The organism is Devosia enhydra (assembly GCF_900119845.1).
Lineage (GTDB): Bacteria > Pseudomonadota > Alphaproteobacteria > Rhizobiales > Devosiaceae > FPKU01.
Genome location: NZ_FPKU01000003.1, coordinates 547,278 through 562,830, shown reverse-complemented (window position 1 = coordinate 562,830; position 15,553 = coordinate 547,278). Strand labels below are relative to the sequence as shown.

Sequence of the window (15,553 nt, the reverse complement as noted above, 5' to 3'; positions counted from 1 at the left end):
GTGAATTGACAAAACTCGTATAATTGCCTTTACATGATTACGATAATCGCATCAAGTGCGGCAACGCAATGCCAAATCCGCAATATCCGGTTCGGTCTCACACTGAACTGCACCGGCCGACCAAGGGGATAGACGTGACCACTCCGCTGCTCGAGGTTGACGGGCTCGTCACCGAGTTCAGGACGCGCGGCGGCGTGCTGCGGGCCGTGGACAAGGTGAGTTTCTCGGTTCTGCCGGGGGAAACCCTTGCGCTCGTGGGCGAAAGCGGGTGCGGCAAGTCGGCCACCGCGCTCTCGCTGATGCGCCTTATCGGGCCACCCAACGGCCATATCGAGGGCAGCGTGCGCTTCGATGGCACCGATGTGCTCACGCTTTCGCCGCGCGAGGTCCGCGACATGCGCGGGCGCAACATAGCGATGATCTTCCAGGATCCGATGACCTCGCTCAATCCGGTGCTGACCATCGGGCTGCAGCTGACCGAGACGCTCAAGACCCATCTGGGGCTCACCGGCCAGGCGGCGCGGGACCGGGCGCGCGACCTGCTCGCCATGGTGGGCATCCCCGAGCCGGCCAAGCGCCTCAAGGATTTTCCGCACCAGTTCTCGGGTGGCATGCGCCAGCGCGTGATGATCGCCATGGCGCTCTCGTGCAATCCGCGCCTGATCCTCGCCGACGAGATCACCACCGCGCTCGACGTCACCATCCAGGCGCAGGTGCTCGAATTGCTCAAGCGCCTGAGCCGCGAGACCGGCACCGCCATGGTGCTGATCACCCATGATCTGGGCGTGGTCGCCGGCATGGCCGACCGCGTCAACGTCATGTATGCCGGCCAGATCGTGGAATCGACCCGCACCGGCGAGCTCTTCCGCAATCCGCGCATGCCCTACACCTGGGGCCTGCTCGATTCGGTGCCGCGTATGGATGCCAGCTATCGCGAGCGGCTCGTGCCCATTCGCGGCCTGCCGCCCAACCTGCTCGATCCGCCCAAGGGCTGCCGCTTCGCGCCGCGCTGCGCCTATCGCCGCGACATCTGCGGGCAAAAGGCGCCCGATCTCATCGAGGTGCCGCAGACCGGGGAAAGCCACCTCGCCCGCTGCTGGGGCACACAGGATGTCGCCGGCGGCGGCTGGCTCATCGGGCATGATCGCAAGAGCGCCGCCGCCGCCCTGTCGGCCGCCGCCCAACCGGAGCTCGTATCGTGACTGCCAGCGCTGTTGCCCAATCCGTGCCCGCGGCTTCGGCCGCCACGCCGCTGATCTCGGTGGAAGACCTCGGGGTGGAGTTCCGCCTGCCCGGCTTCGGGCGCCGGCTCAGTGCCGTGGACGGCGTCTCCTTCGACATCCTGCGCGGGGAAACCCTCGGGCTGGTTGGCGAATCGGGCTGTGGCAAGTCCACCCTCGGTCGCGCCGTGATCCAGCTCATTCCGCCCACGCGCGGCCGTGTGCGCTTTGACGGGCGCGACATTGCCGGGCTCAATGCCAGCCAGATGCGGCCGGTGCGGGCGCGCATGCAGATGGTGTTCCAAGACCCCTATGCTTCGCTCAACCCGCGCATGACCATCGGGCAGACGCTCGAGGAATCGCTCGTGGTGCATCGGCTCGAAAGCGGGGCCGCCCGTCTCGCCCGCGTCAGCGAACTGCTCGATGCCGTTGGCCTGCCCTCGACGGCAGCCGAGCGCTATCCCCACGAGTTTTCGGGTGGGCAGCGCCAGCGCGTCGGCATCGCGCGGGCGCTTGCGGTCAGGCCCGACTTCATCGTCGCCGACGAGCCGGTCTCGGCGCTCGACGTCTCGATCCAGGCCCAGACGATCAACCTGCTCGAAGACCTGCAGAAGGAATTCGGCCTCACCTTCCTGTTCATCGCCCACGACCTGGCCGTGGTCCGCCACATCTCGGACCGCGTGGCGGTGATGTATCTGGGCAAGATGGTGGAGCTGGCCGACCGCAACGCGCTCTACGATACGCCCCAGCACCCCTATACGCAGGCCCTGCTGTCGGCCGTGCCGGTGCCCGACCCCGAGGTCGAGGTCAATCGCCGCCGCATCGTGCTCAAGGGCGACGTGCCGAGCCCGATGAACCCGCCTTCGGGCTGCCGCTTCCGCACCCGCTGCTGGAAGGCGGCCGGTCTTTGCGCCGAGCAGGAGCCGCCCTTGGTGGAAAAGACGCCGGGCCATTGGTCGGCCTGCCATTTTCCCTCGCATGTTCCGGGTGCGCCGGTCACCCCCACGGCAAGCGCGGAAAGTGCCGCAGACGCTGCGCCCGCGGCCTGAGCCGAAACGAAGTCTTAATACATGCCCCGCTAGTCATGTTTTGTCGCGGGGCATGCGGGCGGGGAGCGTCGGCGCCGGCACCGGCGCGGCGATTTACTCCTGGGGACTTCCAAAATGATCCGCTATTTCGCGATTGCCGCACTGTCGGCTTCGCTCGCCGCTGGCGCGGCCGTGCCTGTCTCGGCCCAGTCCGGCAATCCGGGCTTCGGCACCTGCTTTGGCCTGATGTTCTCCAATCCCGCCGAGCAGTCTGCCCAGTGCGGCACCTTCCGTGGCGACAACGAGCCCTCCGATGCCATCATGGGCGATGGCGACGCGTCGGACTGCAAGTACAGCTCGCTGCTGCGTGGCCTCGAATATGGCGAGCGCATCCATGTCGCAGAGCCCAATCCCTGCGACCGGTGATTTTTCGTCGCCAAGCATTCAAAGGCCCCTCAAGAGGGGCCTTTTTCTTTGCGTCACTGTCATATGACTGCGCTAAGGCTCCCCGGGTGCGGAGGAGACCATGCGCTGCGCCCTGTATTATGTTCCCGCGCCGGGCGAGCCGTTGACGCTCGCCGCGGCCCGCTGGCTCCGGCGCGATCCGGTGACCGGCGCAGGCATGGTCAGCGCCATCGAGGGGCTGACCGATGCCGACCACGCGCTCATCACCGCCGTGCCGCGCCGCTACGGCTTTCATGCCACGCTCAAGGCGCCCTTCGCTCTGGTCGAGCGGCACGATCCCGATGACCTCGCCGATGCCGTAGGACGGTTCTGCGCCGGCCTGCCGCCGCTCGATGTGCCGGCCCTCCGCATCGCCCGGCGCGATGCCAGCCTGGCGCTGGTGCCGGCGACGCCCGTGCCGGAGCTCGATGCGCTGGCCGCCAGCCTCGTGGTGGAGTTCGACAGCTTCAGGGCCCAGCCGGGGGAGGCCGAGCTGGCGCGTCGCATCAGCGCCGACCTGACGCCGCGGCAGCTGTCGCACCTCGTCTCATGGGGGCACCCACATATCTTCGATCAATTCCGCTTCCACATGACGCTGACCGGGCCGCTCGATCCCGCCGAACGGCCGCATGTGGAGGCCGTGCTTCAGCGCCATTTCGCCGAGGTGCTGCGGCTGCCCCTGCGCATCGATCAGGTCGCGGTGGCAATCGAGCCGGTGCCGCACGCGCCCTTCGTGCTGCATTCGGTGCACAGCTTCCATCGCGTCAGCCGCCGTCGGCGCGCCTGAGAGTTTTCAGCCTCAGGTCGTCAGCACCCGGTGCAGCACGTTGCGGACATGGGTTTCGAGCCCCCGCACCGCGCCTTCGACGTCGCGGGCCTCGAGCGCGTCGATCACCGCCATATGCTCGCGCATCGACAGGATGGTGTTGGCCGGGCCCACCGATTCGGGGGTGAGCAGCCGCAGGATGAACATCTTCTGGGTCAGGCGCTTGTAGATGATGCTGATCTGGTCGTTGTCGAACGCCTCGATGAAGCTGATGTGGAAGCGGTGCTCCACCTCCTTGACCGGCTCGCGATAGGTGGCGCGCACGGGGTGGGCGCGCACATAATCGATGATGTCGCGATGCTCTTCGCGACGCGTGCTGATCCACTGCGGGGTGACCGTCTGGGCGAAGCGCCTGAGGCCCTCGCGCTCCAGCATCTCCCTGAACTGGAACGTGTTTCCCACGAACCGCACATCGGGATAAAAGATCGTCAGCCCCACCCGGCGGCGCACGGTGATGAGTCCTTCGGCTTCGAGCAGCGTCGTCGTCTCGCGCATGGGCGAAAGCGACAGCCCGAGGATTTCGGCAAGCTCCTCCTGCTTCACCGTCTGGCCCAGCCTCAGCCGGCCATCGATGAGGGCGTCGAAGAACGCCACATATCCCGGATTGTCTATGCCCCAGCCCAAGCCGGCCCCCATCATCATCTCGGGGCCTGCATAAGGGCTCGCGCGACGGTTTGAAACCGTTTCCACTGATGCCCGCGCCATGGGCCTGCTGATGCTATCTGTAGGGCTCATAACTCACACATACAGCGTTGACAGCGCTATCTCAAGCTCCGTATAACATAGTTATAAGAACAATAAATATATTTAAACGGCGGCATCGGTTCGTCCTGGCTGTCGTCGAAGGGGAGGGGCGAGCGGCGCCGGCATGGGTCCGGATCGTCAGCGCATGTCTTTTCCAACGATTTGCCGGCCATGGGTCAGAAGGCCCGGGCCTGGTCTCGTGCCTGTCGCTTGTCGTGTGAGGAGGAACCATGAACGACACTCAGTCAACACTGGCCGGTCGCTGGTCGCGCCGTGCTCTCGTCAGATTTGCCGGGGCCAGCGGGCTCGCGCTCGCGGTCGCCATGGCGGCCCTGCCGGCCCATGCGCTCGAGGGCAAGGTCACCTATTGGGGCGGGCTGATCTTCTCGGAAGCCGCCAACAAGCTTCTGGTCGACACCATCACCGCCTGGGGCCAGGCCAATGGCGTCGAGACCGAAGTGGTGATGATCAACCAGAACGAGACCGTGCAGAAGGTTTCGGCGGCGGTTGCCTCCAACACCATGCCCGACGCGCTCGATCTCAATCTCGATCTGCTGCTGCTGCTCTCGCGGCAGGGCGTCTTCACCGAAGTCAGCGACGTCTACGACGCCGTCGGAGCCGCCAATGGCGGCTGGTTCCCGTCGGTCGCGGCGACATCCGACCTGATTTCTGCAGAGTCCGGTCGGTATGGCGTGCCGTTCGGCGTCACCGGCAACCTCATCCTGCGCCGCAACGACCTGCTGTCGGAAAAGGGCTTCGCCGAGGCTCCCGCCACGTGGCAGGAACTTGCCGATCAGGCCGTCGCTGTCACCGCCTCGCCGGTTTTCGGCCTCGGGCTCGCACTCTCCAATGTCGGGGATGGCAACGTCCAGATCGCGGTGATGCAGTCCTTCGGCGGCCGTGTTGCCGATGACGCTGGCGAAAACGCCGCCATCAAGTCCGAAGGCACCCGCGCCTATCTGCAATGGCTCAAGGACGCCTGGGACAAGGGCGCGTTCCCGCCCGGCGTTGCCACCTGGGACGGTGCCGGAGACAATCAGGCCTATCTCTCGGGCCAGGCAGCTTTCATAGCCAATACCGGCTCGGTCGGCATCGCCGCCAAGACGCAGGATCCCGAGCTCTACGACGCCACCCTCTATTCCCCGCTGCCGCGCGGGCCGGTGGAAAACGTCAATCCGATCAACATGCAGTTCCGCGCCATTCCGGCCACCAGCCAGAACCCCGAGGCTGCCAAGGCGCTGATCGAGCACCTCTACAACCCCGAATTCCTCAATGCCTATTACCAGGCGGCGATCTACGGGCCGGTGCTCAATGCCAACAAGGACTTCGCCGCCTTCGACGGCTCCGATCCGATCAAGTCGGGCCTGCTCGGCCTCACCGAGAACGGCACGGCCCCGGCCTGGCCCGATGTCTACAATGCCGCCTATGCCGATATCTACACCAACTACGTCATCCCCAAGATGGCGCAGCGCGTGGTGATCGACGGCTGGGATTTCGATCGCGCCATGGATGAGGCGCAGGCCTCGGCGCAGGCCATCTACGACAAGTATTGAGCCTATGACCCAAAGGGTGGGCGGCCGCGAAGGCTGCCCGCCCGTGTCTGATCAATTTGATGCGGAGGGGCGTGATGACCGACCAGATCGCGGCTGCGGGAGCCGCTGGCAGAAAGCGCTGGCTCAATGGCAATCGCCGCCTGAGCCTCTTTGCCTATCTTCTCGTCCTGCCGGTGGTGCTGCTCATCCTGGGGCTCGTCGCCTATCCGTTTCTCTACGCCATCTATGTCTCGTTCACCGATCGCGTGATCGGCAATGACGGGCAGTGGGTGGGGCTGCGCAACTTCCAGTACATCGCCGGCACCGCCACCTTCCAGAGTGCCATCTGGAACACCATCGTCATCGTGGTGGTCACGGGCGTCCTCAAGCTCGGCATCGGGCTGGGGCTGGCGCTCTTGGTCAACCAGCACATTCCGGGGCGCGGCATTTTCCGCTCGCTGCTGATGCTGCCCTGGGCGATGCCGGCCTTCGTCGCCTTCCTCACCTGGCGCGTGATGTATCAGCCGATCGGCGGCGGCATCAATCTCATCCTTACCCAGACCGGGCTCTACCCGCATGTGGTGGACTGGCTGGGGCAGCGCTCCACCGCCATGCCTTCGGTCATCGCCGCATCGGTATGGCGCGGCTTTCCGTTCTGGTTCATCTCCATCCTTGCCGCGCTCCAGTCGATCCCCAACGAGCTCTATGAGGCGGCGCGCGTCGATGGCGCCAATGCCTGGCAGCGCTTCTGGAACGTCACCTGGCCCGGCATCCTGCCGGTGGTGATCGTCACGACGCTGCTCTCCTCGATCTGGACGGCGAACGCCTTCGAGCATGTGTGGCTCCTCACCCAGGGCGGCCCGTCGGACGCCACGATGGTCTTCCCCGTGCTGGCCTATTTCGGCATGCAGACACAGCGTATCGGCGAGGCGGCAGCCGTCTCGGTCGCCATGCTGCCGGTGCTGGCGATCCTCGTGATCTTTGCCACCTCCCTCATGCAGAAGGATGACGAGTGATGGCCGCCATCACGACCGGCACGGACGCCGCCGCAACCCGCGCCCAGCCGCGCGGCGGCTCGATCCGCCGCAATCTGCTGGTGAGCCGCATCCTCACCTATATCGCGCTGGGCGGAGCGGTGCTGCTGATCCTCTTTCCTGTCTACTGGATGCTGATCACATCGCTGAAGCTGCCGCGCGAAATCTACCGGATGCCCTCGCTCTGGCCGCAGGTGTTCACCCTCGAAAATTATCGCATCCTGTTGCAGGACAAGGAGTTTCTGCTCCCCATCCGCAATTCCATGATCGTGGCGTTTGCCGTCACCATCATATCGGTGCTGATTTCGTCGTTCGCCGCCTATTCGATGGTGCGCTTCCGCTATCGCTTCAAGGGGCTGATCGGCCGGCTGATCCTCTTTGCCTATCTCACCCCCACCTCGCTGCTGTTCATTCCGCTCTCGATCCTCATGGCGCAGCTGGGGCTGGGCAATTCGCTGCACGGGCTGATCCTCGTCTATCTCTGCTTTTCGCTGCCACTTTCGACCTGGCTGTTGCAGGGCTATTTCCGCGGCGTACCGCGCGAGCTCGAGGAGCAGGGCATGATCGACGGGCTCACCCGCTTCGGGGCGCTGCTGCGCATCGTGCTGCCGCTCTCGGCACCCGGCATCGCGGCGGTCTCGATCTTCACCTTCACCCATGCCTGGAACGAGCTGCTGCTCGCGCTGGTGCTCACCACCTCGGAATCGGTGCGCACCGCGCCGCTTGCGCTCAACTACCTCATCACCAGCGACGTGCTGCCCTGGGGGCCGCTCATGGCGGGCGCTACCCTCTCCTCGGTGCCGCTGATGATCCTCTATTTCATCGCCCAGCGCTTCATGGTGCAGGGCATGACGGCCGGCTCGGTCAAGGGCTGAGCCAGCCACCCCCCACTTGCATTGCCCGCAAAGGACGACAGACGAATGAGCATCAGGATTGCCGTTGGCCAGTTTCACGAGCTGACCGATGAAAGGCTGCGCTTCGCCGCCCAGATCGGCGCGACCGGCCTGCAGATGAACAACCCCTATCTGCCCGGCGAGACGCGCTGGCAGGAAAAGGACGTTCGCGAACTGGTGGAGCGCACCGAGGCCTTCGGCCTCAAATTCGAAGCCATCGAGAACGTGCCCACCCATTTCTACAACAAGGTCATGCTCGGCCTGCCCGGTCGCGACGAGCAGATCGAGAACTACCAGGCCACCATGCGGGCGGTGGCGCGGGCCGGCGTGCCGGTTCTGGGCTACCATTTCATGCCCAATTCGGTCTGGTCCACCGATCGTTCGGCCCGGACGCGTGGTGGCGCCGAGGCCCGTCGCTTCGAGATGGCGGCTGTCGATGCCGTCGACACCGATGTCGCCAAGATGAAGACCTATATGCCCACGACGCTCGGGCACCAGTCTTCCATGCCGGTCTTTGCCAAGGGCGACCAGGTCATCACCGAAGACCAGATGTGGGACAATTATTCCTACTTCATCAAGGCCGTGCTGCCGGTGGCCGAGGAAGAGGGACTGAAGCTGGCTCTCCACCCCGATGATCCGCCGGTGCCGATGCTGGGCGGGGTGGCGCGGCTGTTCTACAAGCCCGACAATTTCAAGAAGGCCTATGCGATCGCCGGCTCCAGCGCCTCCTGGTCGCTCGATCTCTGCCTCGGCTGCTGCTCGGAAATGCCGGGCGGCAAGGACAATGTGCGCGAGATGATCGAGTATTTCGCGCCCAAGGGGGCCATCGCCTACATCCATTTCCGCGACGTGCAGGGCACCGTGCCCGATTTCACCGAATGCTTCATCGGCGATGGCAATTACGACCCGGCCGAAGTCATGATGCTGCTCGCCAAGAACGGCTTCGATGGCTTCCTGCTCGATGACCACGTGCCCAAGATGGATGGCGACAGCGACTGGAACCATCGCGGCCGCGCCCACGCCATCGGCTACATGCAGGGCCTTCTGCGCATGAGCGAGTTCGTGCGCGCCGCCTGACGGGCGCGACCCTGCCGACGGCCAAGGCCGCTTCCTGCCCTTTCCACCAAGGAGGGGCAGGGGGCGGCTCTCGTTTTGTCGGTAGACCTTCTCCGGTCGCGCTTCCGAATGGCGAACCGCTGTCCGCTTTACTCGGGAACCGCTCTAGCCGAACACGACCGTCTTGCGGCCGTTGAGCATCACTCGGCTTTCCAAGTGCAGCTTGACGGCGCGGGCGAGGACGCGGCTTTCGATATCGCGGCCGGCGGCGACGAGGTCGTCGGGGCTCATGGCGTGGGTGACGCGCGCCGTTTCCTGCTCGATGATCGGGCCTTCGTCGAGTTCTGGCGTGACATAGTGCGCGGTGGCCCCGATCAGCTTCACGCCCCGCTCATGGGCCTGGTGATAGGGCTTGGCGCCCTTGAAGCTGGGCAGGAAGGAGTGGTGGATATTGATGATCTGGCCGTAGAGCCTCGTGGCGAAACGGTCCGACAGGATCTGCATGTAGCGGGCGAGCACCACGAGGTCCGCCCCCGTCTCCTTGACCAGCCGCAGAACGTCCTCTTCCTGCGCGCCCTTGTCGGCCTTGTCGACGGGCAGATAATGATAGGGAATGCCTTCGTAATCGGCGGTGGCGCGGGAATCCTCGTGGTTGGACACGATCGCGGCCACCTCGGCATCGAGCCAGCCGACACGGATCTGGTAGAGCAGGTGCAGCATGGCATGGTCGAACTTGCTGACCATCACGAGGATCTTCTTGCGCCGCGCCTGATCGACGAGTGCCGTACGCATCCCGAACCGCTCGATGGCGGGCTTCAGAGCGCGCTCGAGGCTGTCCCGATCCACGCCATCGGGGGCGGTGAAGGCGAGGCGCATGAAGAAGCGGCCCGTCTCCCTGTCCCAGAACTGGTTGGATTCCGCGATATTGGCCCCGAGGCCCGCGAGCTCGGACGTGACGGCGGCGACGATGCCGGGACGATCTTCGCAGGAGAGGGTCAGGATGAAATTGAGCGGCATCGCGGGCTCCGGGAGAGGCAGGGGCGAGCTATGGGTAAAGGCGGGGCGCGCGTCAAGCCGCGTGCGGGGCGCAAGGCTCTAGCGGCTTAGCGCCGGTCAGTCGCCGGCGCCGCCATCCTTAGGCGGGGTGCGATCAAACGAGATGATGAGGCTCCAGATCGCGTAGGCGAGGGCCGCGATGGTGAGCCACTGGAACAGCGGATCGTGCCACCAGAGCCATTCCACGAGGCACCACACTCCGACAAAGACCACGAGCCCGATCCGCACCCAGAGCGGGCGCAGCCACGGCACCTCGGACGGCGGGGTCGCCATCAGCCCCTCCCCTGCTTTGTGGCGGGCCTGCGCATCTGCAGGAGCGTCGCGGCGATGACCCCGAGCGAAACCACCCCGATGATGATGGTGGCAAGCGCATTGACGTCGGGCGAGACGCCCAGGCGGATCTTGGAAAAGATCACCATCGGCAGCGTCGAGGAGCCCGGACCCGAGACGAAACTCGCGATCACCAGATCATCGAGCGAGAGCGTGAAGGCCAGCAGCCAGCCCGAAATCAGCGCCGGCGCGATGATGGGCAGGGTGATGTCGAAAAACACCCGCACCGGCGTCGCGCCCAGATCCATCGCCGCCTCCTCGAGGCTGAGATCGAGATCGACGAGGCGCGACTGCACCACCACACAGACATAGGCGAGGCAGAAGGTGGCGTGGGCGATGGTGATGGTGAGGCTGCCGCGGCCGCGCGGCCAGCCCAGGAGCGATTCCATCGCAACAAACAGCAGCAGCAGCGACAGACCGGTGATCACATCGGGCATGACCAGCGGCGCCGAGGACATGCCGGCGAGCGCGGTGCGGCCCCGGAACTTCTTGAAGCGCACGAGCGCCACGGCGCAGAGCGTGCCCAGCACGAGCGCTATGGTGGCGCTGACCGCCGCGATCTGGAGGCTGAGCCAGGCGGCCGACAGCATCTGCGGATCGCGGAAGAGCTCGCCATACCATTTGAGCGAGAAGCCGGACCAGACCGTCACCAGCCGGTTCTCGTTGAACGAGAAGATCACCAGCGACAGGATCGGCCCATAGAGGAAGCCGAAGCCCAGCGCCGTCGTGATGGGAAGGAACCAGCCCCGGCGCATCAGCGACGCTCCACCACGGCGCTCTGGGCGCGCTGCATCAGCATGATGGGGACGACCACAACCACCAGCATGGCGATGGCGACGGCGGCGGCGCGCGGCCAGTTGGTGTTGGCAAAGAACTCATCCCAGAGCACGCGGCCGATCATCAGCGTGCCCGGCCCGCCGAGCAGCGAGGGAATGACGAATTCGCCGATGGCGGGAATGAAGACGAGCATCGAGCCGGCGATGATGCCGGGCATAGAGAGCGGCAGGGTGATGGAGACGAATGTCCGCCACGGCCGCGCGCCGAGATCGGCGCTGGCTTCGAGCAGCGCGCCATCGAGCTTCACCAGCGTCGTATAGAGCGGCAGGATCATGAAGGGCAGGTAGGTGTAGACGATGCCGACATAGACGGCGAAATCGGTCTGCATCATCTGGATCGGCGGAATGCCGAACAGCCCGAGGAAATTGTTGATGACGCCATTGCCGCGCATGAAGGTGGAGAGCGCATAGACGCGCAACAGGAACGACGTCCAGAACGGCAGGATGACCAGCATCAGGAGGATATTCCGCCAGCGATCGGGCGCCCGCGCGATGGCATAGGCCATCGGGTAGCCGATCAGCAGCGCGATCAGCGTCGAGATCAGCGCGATGCGGATCGAGGAAAAATAGGCGCTGACATAGAGGCTGTCCTGGAACAGCCGCATGTAATTGGAAAGGTGCAGCGTCATCTGCACCGTGCCATCCTCGGCAAAGCTCAGCATATCCGAATAGGGCGGGCGGCCGAACTCCTTGATCGAAAAGGAGATCTGCAGCACCACGGCCAGCGGCACGAGGAAAAACAGCGTCAGCCACAGCGCCGGCGCGAAGATCACGAGCGCCTTGCCCGAAAGCCCGACGGCGGCGAGGCCGCGTTCGATCATCGTCCAGGGGCGCGGCGGGGGCGGGGCATCCTCGCGCCGGCTGGCTGCCTTTTCGGGCTCGACGGGGCCGGGGTGCAGGGCGGGGCCGTGGATGCTCATACCGTCAACACGGAGCCGGCATTGTCTCCCCAGGAGACATAGACCTTCTCTTCCCAGGTGATGGCGTCGGGGTTGCCGCGCACGGTGTTGGTCTGGCTCACCCGGATGCGTTTGCCGCTGTCGAGCGCGATCTGGTAGACGCTCATGTCGCCCAGATAGCCGATCTCCTCGACGACGCCCGAGGTTACATTGGCGTCGTGCGAGGCCTCCGGCTTCTCGCGGCTCAACTGCATCTTCTCGGGGCGGATGGCCCACCACAGGATCTGGTCGGGGGCGCAGTCGACGCCATGGGCGACATAGATGTCGCAGCCGAGCTCGGCAGAGCGGATGCGGACATGGTCGGGTTCGTCCTCGGTGACGACGCCTTCGACCATGTTGACCGAGCCGATGAAGCCGGCAACGAAGCGCGAATTGGGGAATTCGTAGATGTCGGTGGGCTCGCCGATCATGGCGATCTCGCCCTGGTTCATCACCCCGATGCGGGTGGCAAGGGTCATCGCCTCCTCCTGGTCATGGGTGACCACGATGAAGGTGACGCCGAGGCTCTCCTGGATCTTGACCAGCTCGAACTGGGTCTCCTCGCGCAGCTTCTTGTCGAGCGCGCCGAGGGGCTCGTCGAGCAGCAGAAGCTTGGGGCGCTTGGCGAGGGCGCGGGCGAGGGCGACGCGCTGGCGCTGGCCGCCCGAGAGCTGGTGCGGCTTGCGCGGGCCGTAATCCTCGAGCTTGACGAGGCTGAGGAGCTCGGCGACGCGATCATTGATCTCGCCGCGCGGCAGGCGGTCGCGCTTCAGGCCATAGGCGATGTTCTGCTCCACGCTCATGTGCGGGAAGAGCGCGTAGGACTGGAACATCATGTTGACGGGACGGTTGTAGGGCGGCACGCCCGACATGTCCTGTCCGTCGATCTCGATCGTGCCCGATGTCGGTTCCTCGAAACCGGCCAGCATGCGCAGAAGCGTCGACTTGCCGGAGCCCGAGCCGCCGAGCAGGCAGAACAGCTCGGTGCGATAGATGTCGAGCGAGACGTTCCACACCGCCGCCACGTCACCGAATTTCTTGGTGACGTCGCGGATGCGGACGAAGGGCTTGGCCGAGGGGTCGCGCCAGGGGCGCGTGTCGGCTGCGATCTCGGGCTTCCTGGCCATGGCACTTCCGATGGAAACGGGGCGGGCGGCGAGTGGTCCCGCCGCCCGCCCGGAGAGCGGTTTACTGCCCCGTCTTCACCCGCGTCCAGCTGCGGGTCAAGAGCTCATCATACTGGGGCGTGTGGGCATTGAGGGTAAAGAGCTTCGCGGCCACTTCTGCGGGCGGATAGATGGCCGGGTCGTTCTTGACCGCATCGTCGATCAGCTCGAGCGCGGCGGCATTGCCGGAGGCGTAATAGACATAGTTGGTGTTGGCGGCCGCGATATCGGGGCGCAGCATGAAGTTGATGAAGGCGTGGGCGTTGTCGACATTGGGCGCATCCGCCGGGATGGCGAACATGTCGAACCACTTGAGCGCGCCTTCCTCGGGGATCACATAGGCGACCTCGACACCCTGGCCGGCATCGGCAGCGGCGGCCTGGGCGATGAACACGTCACCCGAATAGCCCAGCGCGATACAGATTTCGCCATTGCCCAGATCGTCGATATACTGCGAGGAATGATAATAGCGCACATGCGGGCGCACGGCGGCGAGAAGCTGCTCGGCGGCCTGCAGGTCAGCCTCAGCCTCGGAATTGGGATCGAGCCCAAGATAGTTCAGCGCCGTCGCGTAGACCTCGGCCGGCGCATCGAGCATGGCGACGCCGCAATCGGCGAGCTTGGCGACGGTCTCGGGGTCGAACAGCAGCTTCCAGGTATTGAGCGGCGCATCGGCGCCCAGTCGCTCGGTGACGGCCGCGACATTGTAGCCGATGCCCGTGGTGCCCCACATATAGTCGAGCGCATACTCGTTGCCCGGATCATGGGAGGCGGTCTCCTCCATGATCGTGGGGTCCATGTTCGAGATGTTGGGGATCTTGGACTTGTCGAGCGGCTGGAAGAGCCCGGCGCGGATCTGGCGCTCGAGGAAAAAGCCCGAGGGCACCACGACGTCATAGCCGGAATTGCCGGCCAGCAGCTTGGATTCGACGAGCTCGTTGCTGTCGAAGACGTCGTAATTGACGGTGATTCCGGTTTCGGCGGTGAACTTGGCGATCGTGTCTTCGGCGATATAGTCGGACCAGTTGTAGACGTTCACCTGGCCCTGGGCCAGGGCGGGGCCGCTCGCGAAGGCGGCGCCAAAGGCAAGGATCAGCGCTCGGTTCATCGGGTGTCTCCAGTTCGAATAAAGGACAGAGGAAGGCCAAGGCCCGGCCACGGCAGGGGAATGGGTTTCCCCTGTCACGCCCGGTCAGACATCTGAATGAAGGCTCAGGCCATAAGGCCTGCGGCGCGCCGCCGCGCCGGGGTGCACGAGCCGTGCGATCCGCCGCATGGGACACGGATATCGATCCGGCGGCAGAGCCGGGTCAACACTGGTCGGTTTCAGCGAAGTGACCCTTTTCGTAAAGAGAGCGGCACCGACGGGCAAGCTAATGCGAATCCCCCGCTCTCACAAGACTTTCACGGGCTAGAATTTTGGCCCGGCACAGGTCATTGTCGCGCCCAAACGACGCACCCGGCAAGCCCGCTCCAATGGCCTGCCGCACAGAGCAGGACCTTCGCCATGCCGCATCCTTCCTATTTGACCCTTGGCTCCGAGGTTGCGGCGGCGCTCGAGGCCGGCAAGCCGGTGGTGGCGCTCGAATCGACCATCATCACCCACGGCATGCCGCATCCCGACAACCTTGCGATGGCGCGCCGGGTCGAGGCCCTCGTAAGGGCCGAAGGGGCCGTGCCCGCCACCATCGCCATCATGGACGGGCGCATCCGCGTGGGGCTCGACGACGCCGATCTCGAACGCCTGGCCGAGACCGGGCAGGCGGCCGCCAAGGCGTCGCGGCGCGACGTGGCGGCGCTGCTCGCAAGCGGCGCGCTGGCCGGCACCACGGTGGCCACCACCATGCAGGCCGCAGCGATGGCGGGCATCCGGGTGTTTGCAACGGGCGGCATCGGGGGCGTGCATCGCGGCGCGAGCGAGAGTTTCGACGTCTCGGCCGATCTCGAGGAACTGGGGCGTACCCCCGTCGCGGTGGTCTGCGCCGGTGCCAAGGCCATTCTCGATCTGTCCAAGACGCTCGAGGTGCTCGAAACCAAGGGCGTACCGGTGATCGGCTATGGCACCGATGCGTTCCCGGCCTTCTGGACCCGCGACAGCGGGCTCAAGGCCGGGCTGCGCGCCGATGATGCGGCGGACGTCGCGCGCATCCTCTCGGTGCAGTTCGCGCTGGCCATGGGCGGCGTGCTTATCGCCAACCCCATCCCCGAGGCCGCTGCGATGGACAAGGCCGAGATCGATGGCTTCATCGCGACGGCGCTGGCTGCTGCGGACGCCGAGGGCATCGCCGGCAAGGCGGTGACGCCTTTCCTCCTGGGCAAGATCGTGGCGCTGAGCGGCGGACGGAGCCTTGCGGCCAATATCGCGCTGGTCGAGAACAATGCGCGGGTCGCGGCAGGCATTGCCCGCGCACTGGCGTCAAGCCCGGCTGCGCAGCGTCAGCGGTGAGGGC

Annotated in this window: 16 protein-coding genes; 9 read left to right on the top strand and 7 right to left on the bottom strand. The window is 65.4% G+C overall.

Annotation, left to right across the window (positions count from 1 at the left end):
* Positions 1-134: 134 nt before the first annotated feature.
* The 4 genes from BT183_RS17485 (at position 135) to BT183_RS17470 (ending at position 3,479) form a co-directional block, all read left to right on the top strand.
* Positions 135-1,202 (top strand): ABC transporter ATP-binding protein, encoded by a 1,068-nt coding sequence (locus tag BT183_RS17485; RefSeq protein ID WP_084603639.1) that lies wholly within the window; start codon positions 135-137, stop codon positions 1,200-1,202.
* Positions 1,199-2,269: an ABC transporter ATP-binding protein gene (locus BT183_RS17480; RefSeq protein WP_425290581.1), complete on the top strand. Its 1,071-nt coding sequence runs from the start codon at positions 1,199-1,201 to the stop codon at positions 2,267-2,269. Before BT183_RS17485 ends, BT183_RS17480 begins: the two co-directional genes overlap by 4 nt.
* A gap of 114 nt (positions 2,270-2,383) precedes the next feature.
* On the top strand, positions 2,384-2,674 hold the full coding sequence (locus tag BT183_RS17475) for a hypothetical protein (RefSeq protein WP_072345862.1): 291 nt from the start codon (positions 2,384-2,386) through the stop codon (positions 2,672-2,674).
* 100 nt (positions 2,675-2,774) lie between these two features.
* The gene (locus BT183_RS17470) at positions 2,775-3,479 is read left to right on the top strand and encodes a DUF1045 domain-containing protein (RefSeq protein WP_072345860.1); all 705 of its coding nucleotides are present in this window, start codon (positions 2,775-2,777) and stop codon (positions 3,477-3,479) included.
* 12 nt (positions 3,480-3,491) lie between these two features.
* Here BT183_RS17470 and BT183_RS17465 read toward each other — a convergent pair whose 3' ends face one another.
* Entirely contained in the window at positions 3,492-4,223 is a 732-nt protein-coding gene (locus BT183_RS17465; RefSeq protein ID WP_177282611.1) for a GntR family transcriptional regulator, read from the bottom strand.
* A 269-nt stretch (positions 4,224-4,492) separates the two neighbouring features.
* On the opposite strand from BT183_RS17465, the gene BT183_RS17460 reads away from it, so the two are divergent.
* The 4 genes from BT183_RS17460 to BT183_RS17445 all read left to right on the top strand — a co-directional run bounded on the left by BT183_RS17460 (position 4,493) and on the right by BT183_RS17445 (position 8,798).
* The gene (locus BT183_RS17460; protein WP_084603637.1) at positions 4,493-5,815 is read left to right on the top strand and encodes an ABC transporter substrate-binding protein; all 1,323 of its coding nucleotides are present in this window, start codon (positions 4,493-4,495) and stop codon (positions 5,813-5,815) included.
* A 74-nt stretch (positions 5,816-5,889) separates the two neighbouring features.
* Complete coding sequence (locus tag BT183_RS17455) at positions 5,890-6,810, top strand: carbohydrate ABC transporter permease (protein ID WP_072345854.1); 921 nt, start codon at positions 5,890-5,892, stop codon at positions 6,808-6,810.
* Positions 6,810-7,703 (top strand): carbohydrate ABC transporter permease, encoded by an 894-nt coding sequence (locus BT183_RS17450; protein WP_084603635.1) that lies wholly within the window; start codon positions 6,810-6,812, stop codon positions 7,701-7,703. Before BT183_RS17455 ends, BT183_RS17450 begins: the two co-directional genes overlap by 1 nt.
* A 45-nt stretch (positions 7,704-7,748) precedes the next feature.
* Positions 7,749-8,798: a mannonate dehydratase gene (locus tag BT183_RS17445; RefSeq protein WP_072345853.1), complete on the top strand. Its 1,050-nt coding sequence runs from the start codon at positions 7,749-7,751 to the stop codon at positions 8,796-8,798.
* Between the two features lie 144 nt (positions 8,799-8,942).
* Here BT183_RS17445 and purU read toward each other — a convergent pair whose 3' ends face one another.
* The 6 genes from purU to BT183_RS17415 all read right to left on the bottom strand — a co-directional run bounded on the left by purU (position 8,943) and on the right by BT183_RS17415 (position 14,211).
* Positions 8,943-9,794, bottom strand: coding sequence for a formyltetrahydrofolate deformylase (gene purU / locus BT183_RS17440; protein WP_072345851.1), 852 nt, complete (start codon positions 9,792-9,794; stop codon positions 8,943-8,945).
* 96 nt (positions 9,795-9,890) lie between these two features.
* Positions 9,891-10,106: a hypothetical protein gene (locus tag BT183_RS17435; protein WP_072345849.1), complete on the bottom strand. Its 216-nt coding sequence runs from the start codon at positions 10,104-10,106 to the stop codon at positions 9,891-9,893.
* Complete coding sequence (locus tag BT183_RS17430; protein ID WP_072345847.1) at positions 10,106-10,918, bottom strand: ABC transporter permease subunit; 813 nt, start codon at positions 10,916-10,918, stop codon at positions 10,106-10,108. The genes BT183_RS17435 and BT183_RS17430 overlap by 1 nt, the downstream gene beginning before the upstream one ends.
* On the bottom strand, positions 10,918-11,919 hold the full coding sequence (locus BT183_RS17425) for an ABC transporter permease subunit (RefSeq protein ID WP_342078975.1): 1,002 nt from the start codon (positions 11,917-11,919) through the stop codon (positions 10,918-10,920). Before BT183_RS17425 ends, BT183_RS17430 begins: the two co-directional genes overlap by 1 nt.
* Positions 11,916-13,064 carry an ABC transporter ATP-binding protein gene (locus BT183_RS17420; protein ID WP_072345845.1) on the bottom strand — a complete coding sequence of 383 codons (1,149 nt, stop codon included), beginning with the start codon at positions 13,062-13,064 and terminating at the stop codon, positions 11,916-11,918. The genes BT183_RS17425 and BT183_RS17420 overlap by 4 nt, the downstream gene beginning before the upstream one ends.
* Before the next feature lie 61 nt (positions 13,065-13,125).
* Positions 13,126-14,211: a polyamine ABC transporter substrate-binding protein gene (locus BT183_RS17415; RefSeq protein ID WP_072345843.1), complete on the bottom strand. Its 1,086-nt coding sequence runs from the start codon at positions 14,209-14,211 to the stop codon at positions 13,126-13,128.
* A 399-nt stretch (positions 14,212-14,610) separates the two neighbouring features.
* Here BT183_RS17415 and BT183_RS17410 point away from each other — a divergent pair, with 399 nt between their 5' ends.
* Positions 14,611-15,549, top strand: a complete 939-nt coding sequence (locus BT183_RS17410; protein WP_072345841.1) for a pseudouridine-5'-phosphate glycosidase — start codon at positions 14,611-14,613, stop codon at positions 15,547-15,549.
* Positions 15,550-15,553: the final 4 nt, after the last annotated feature.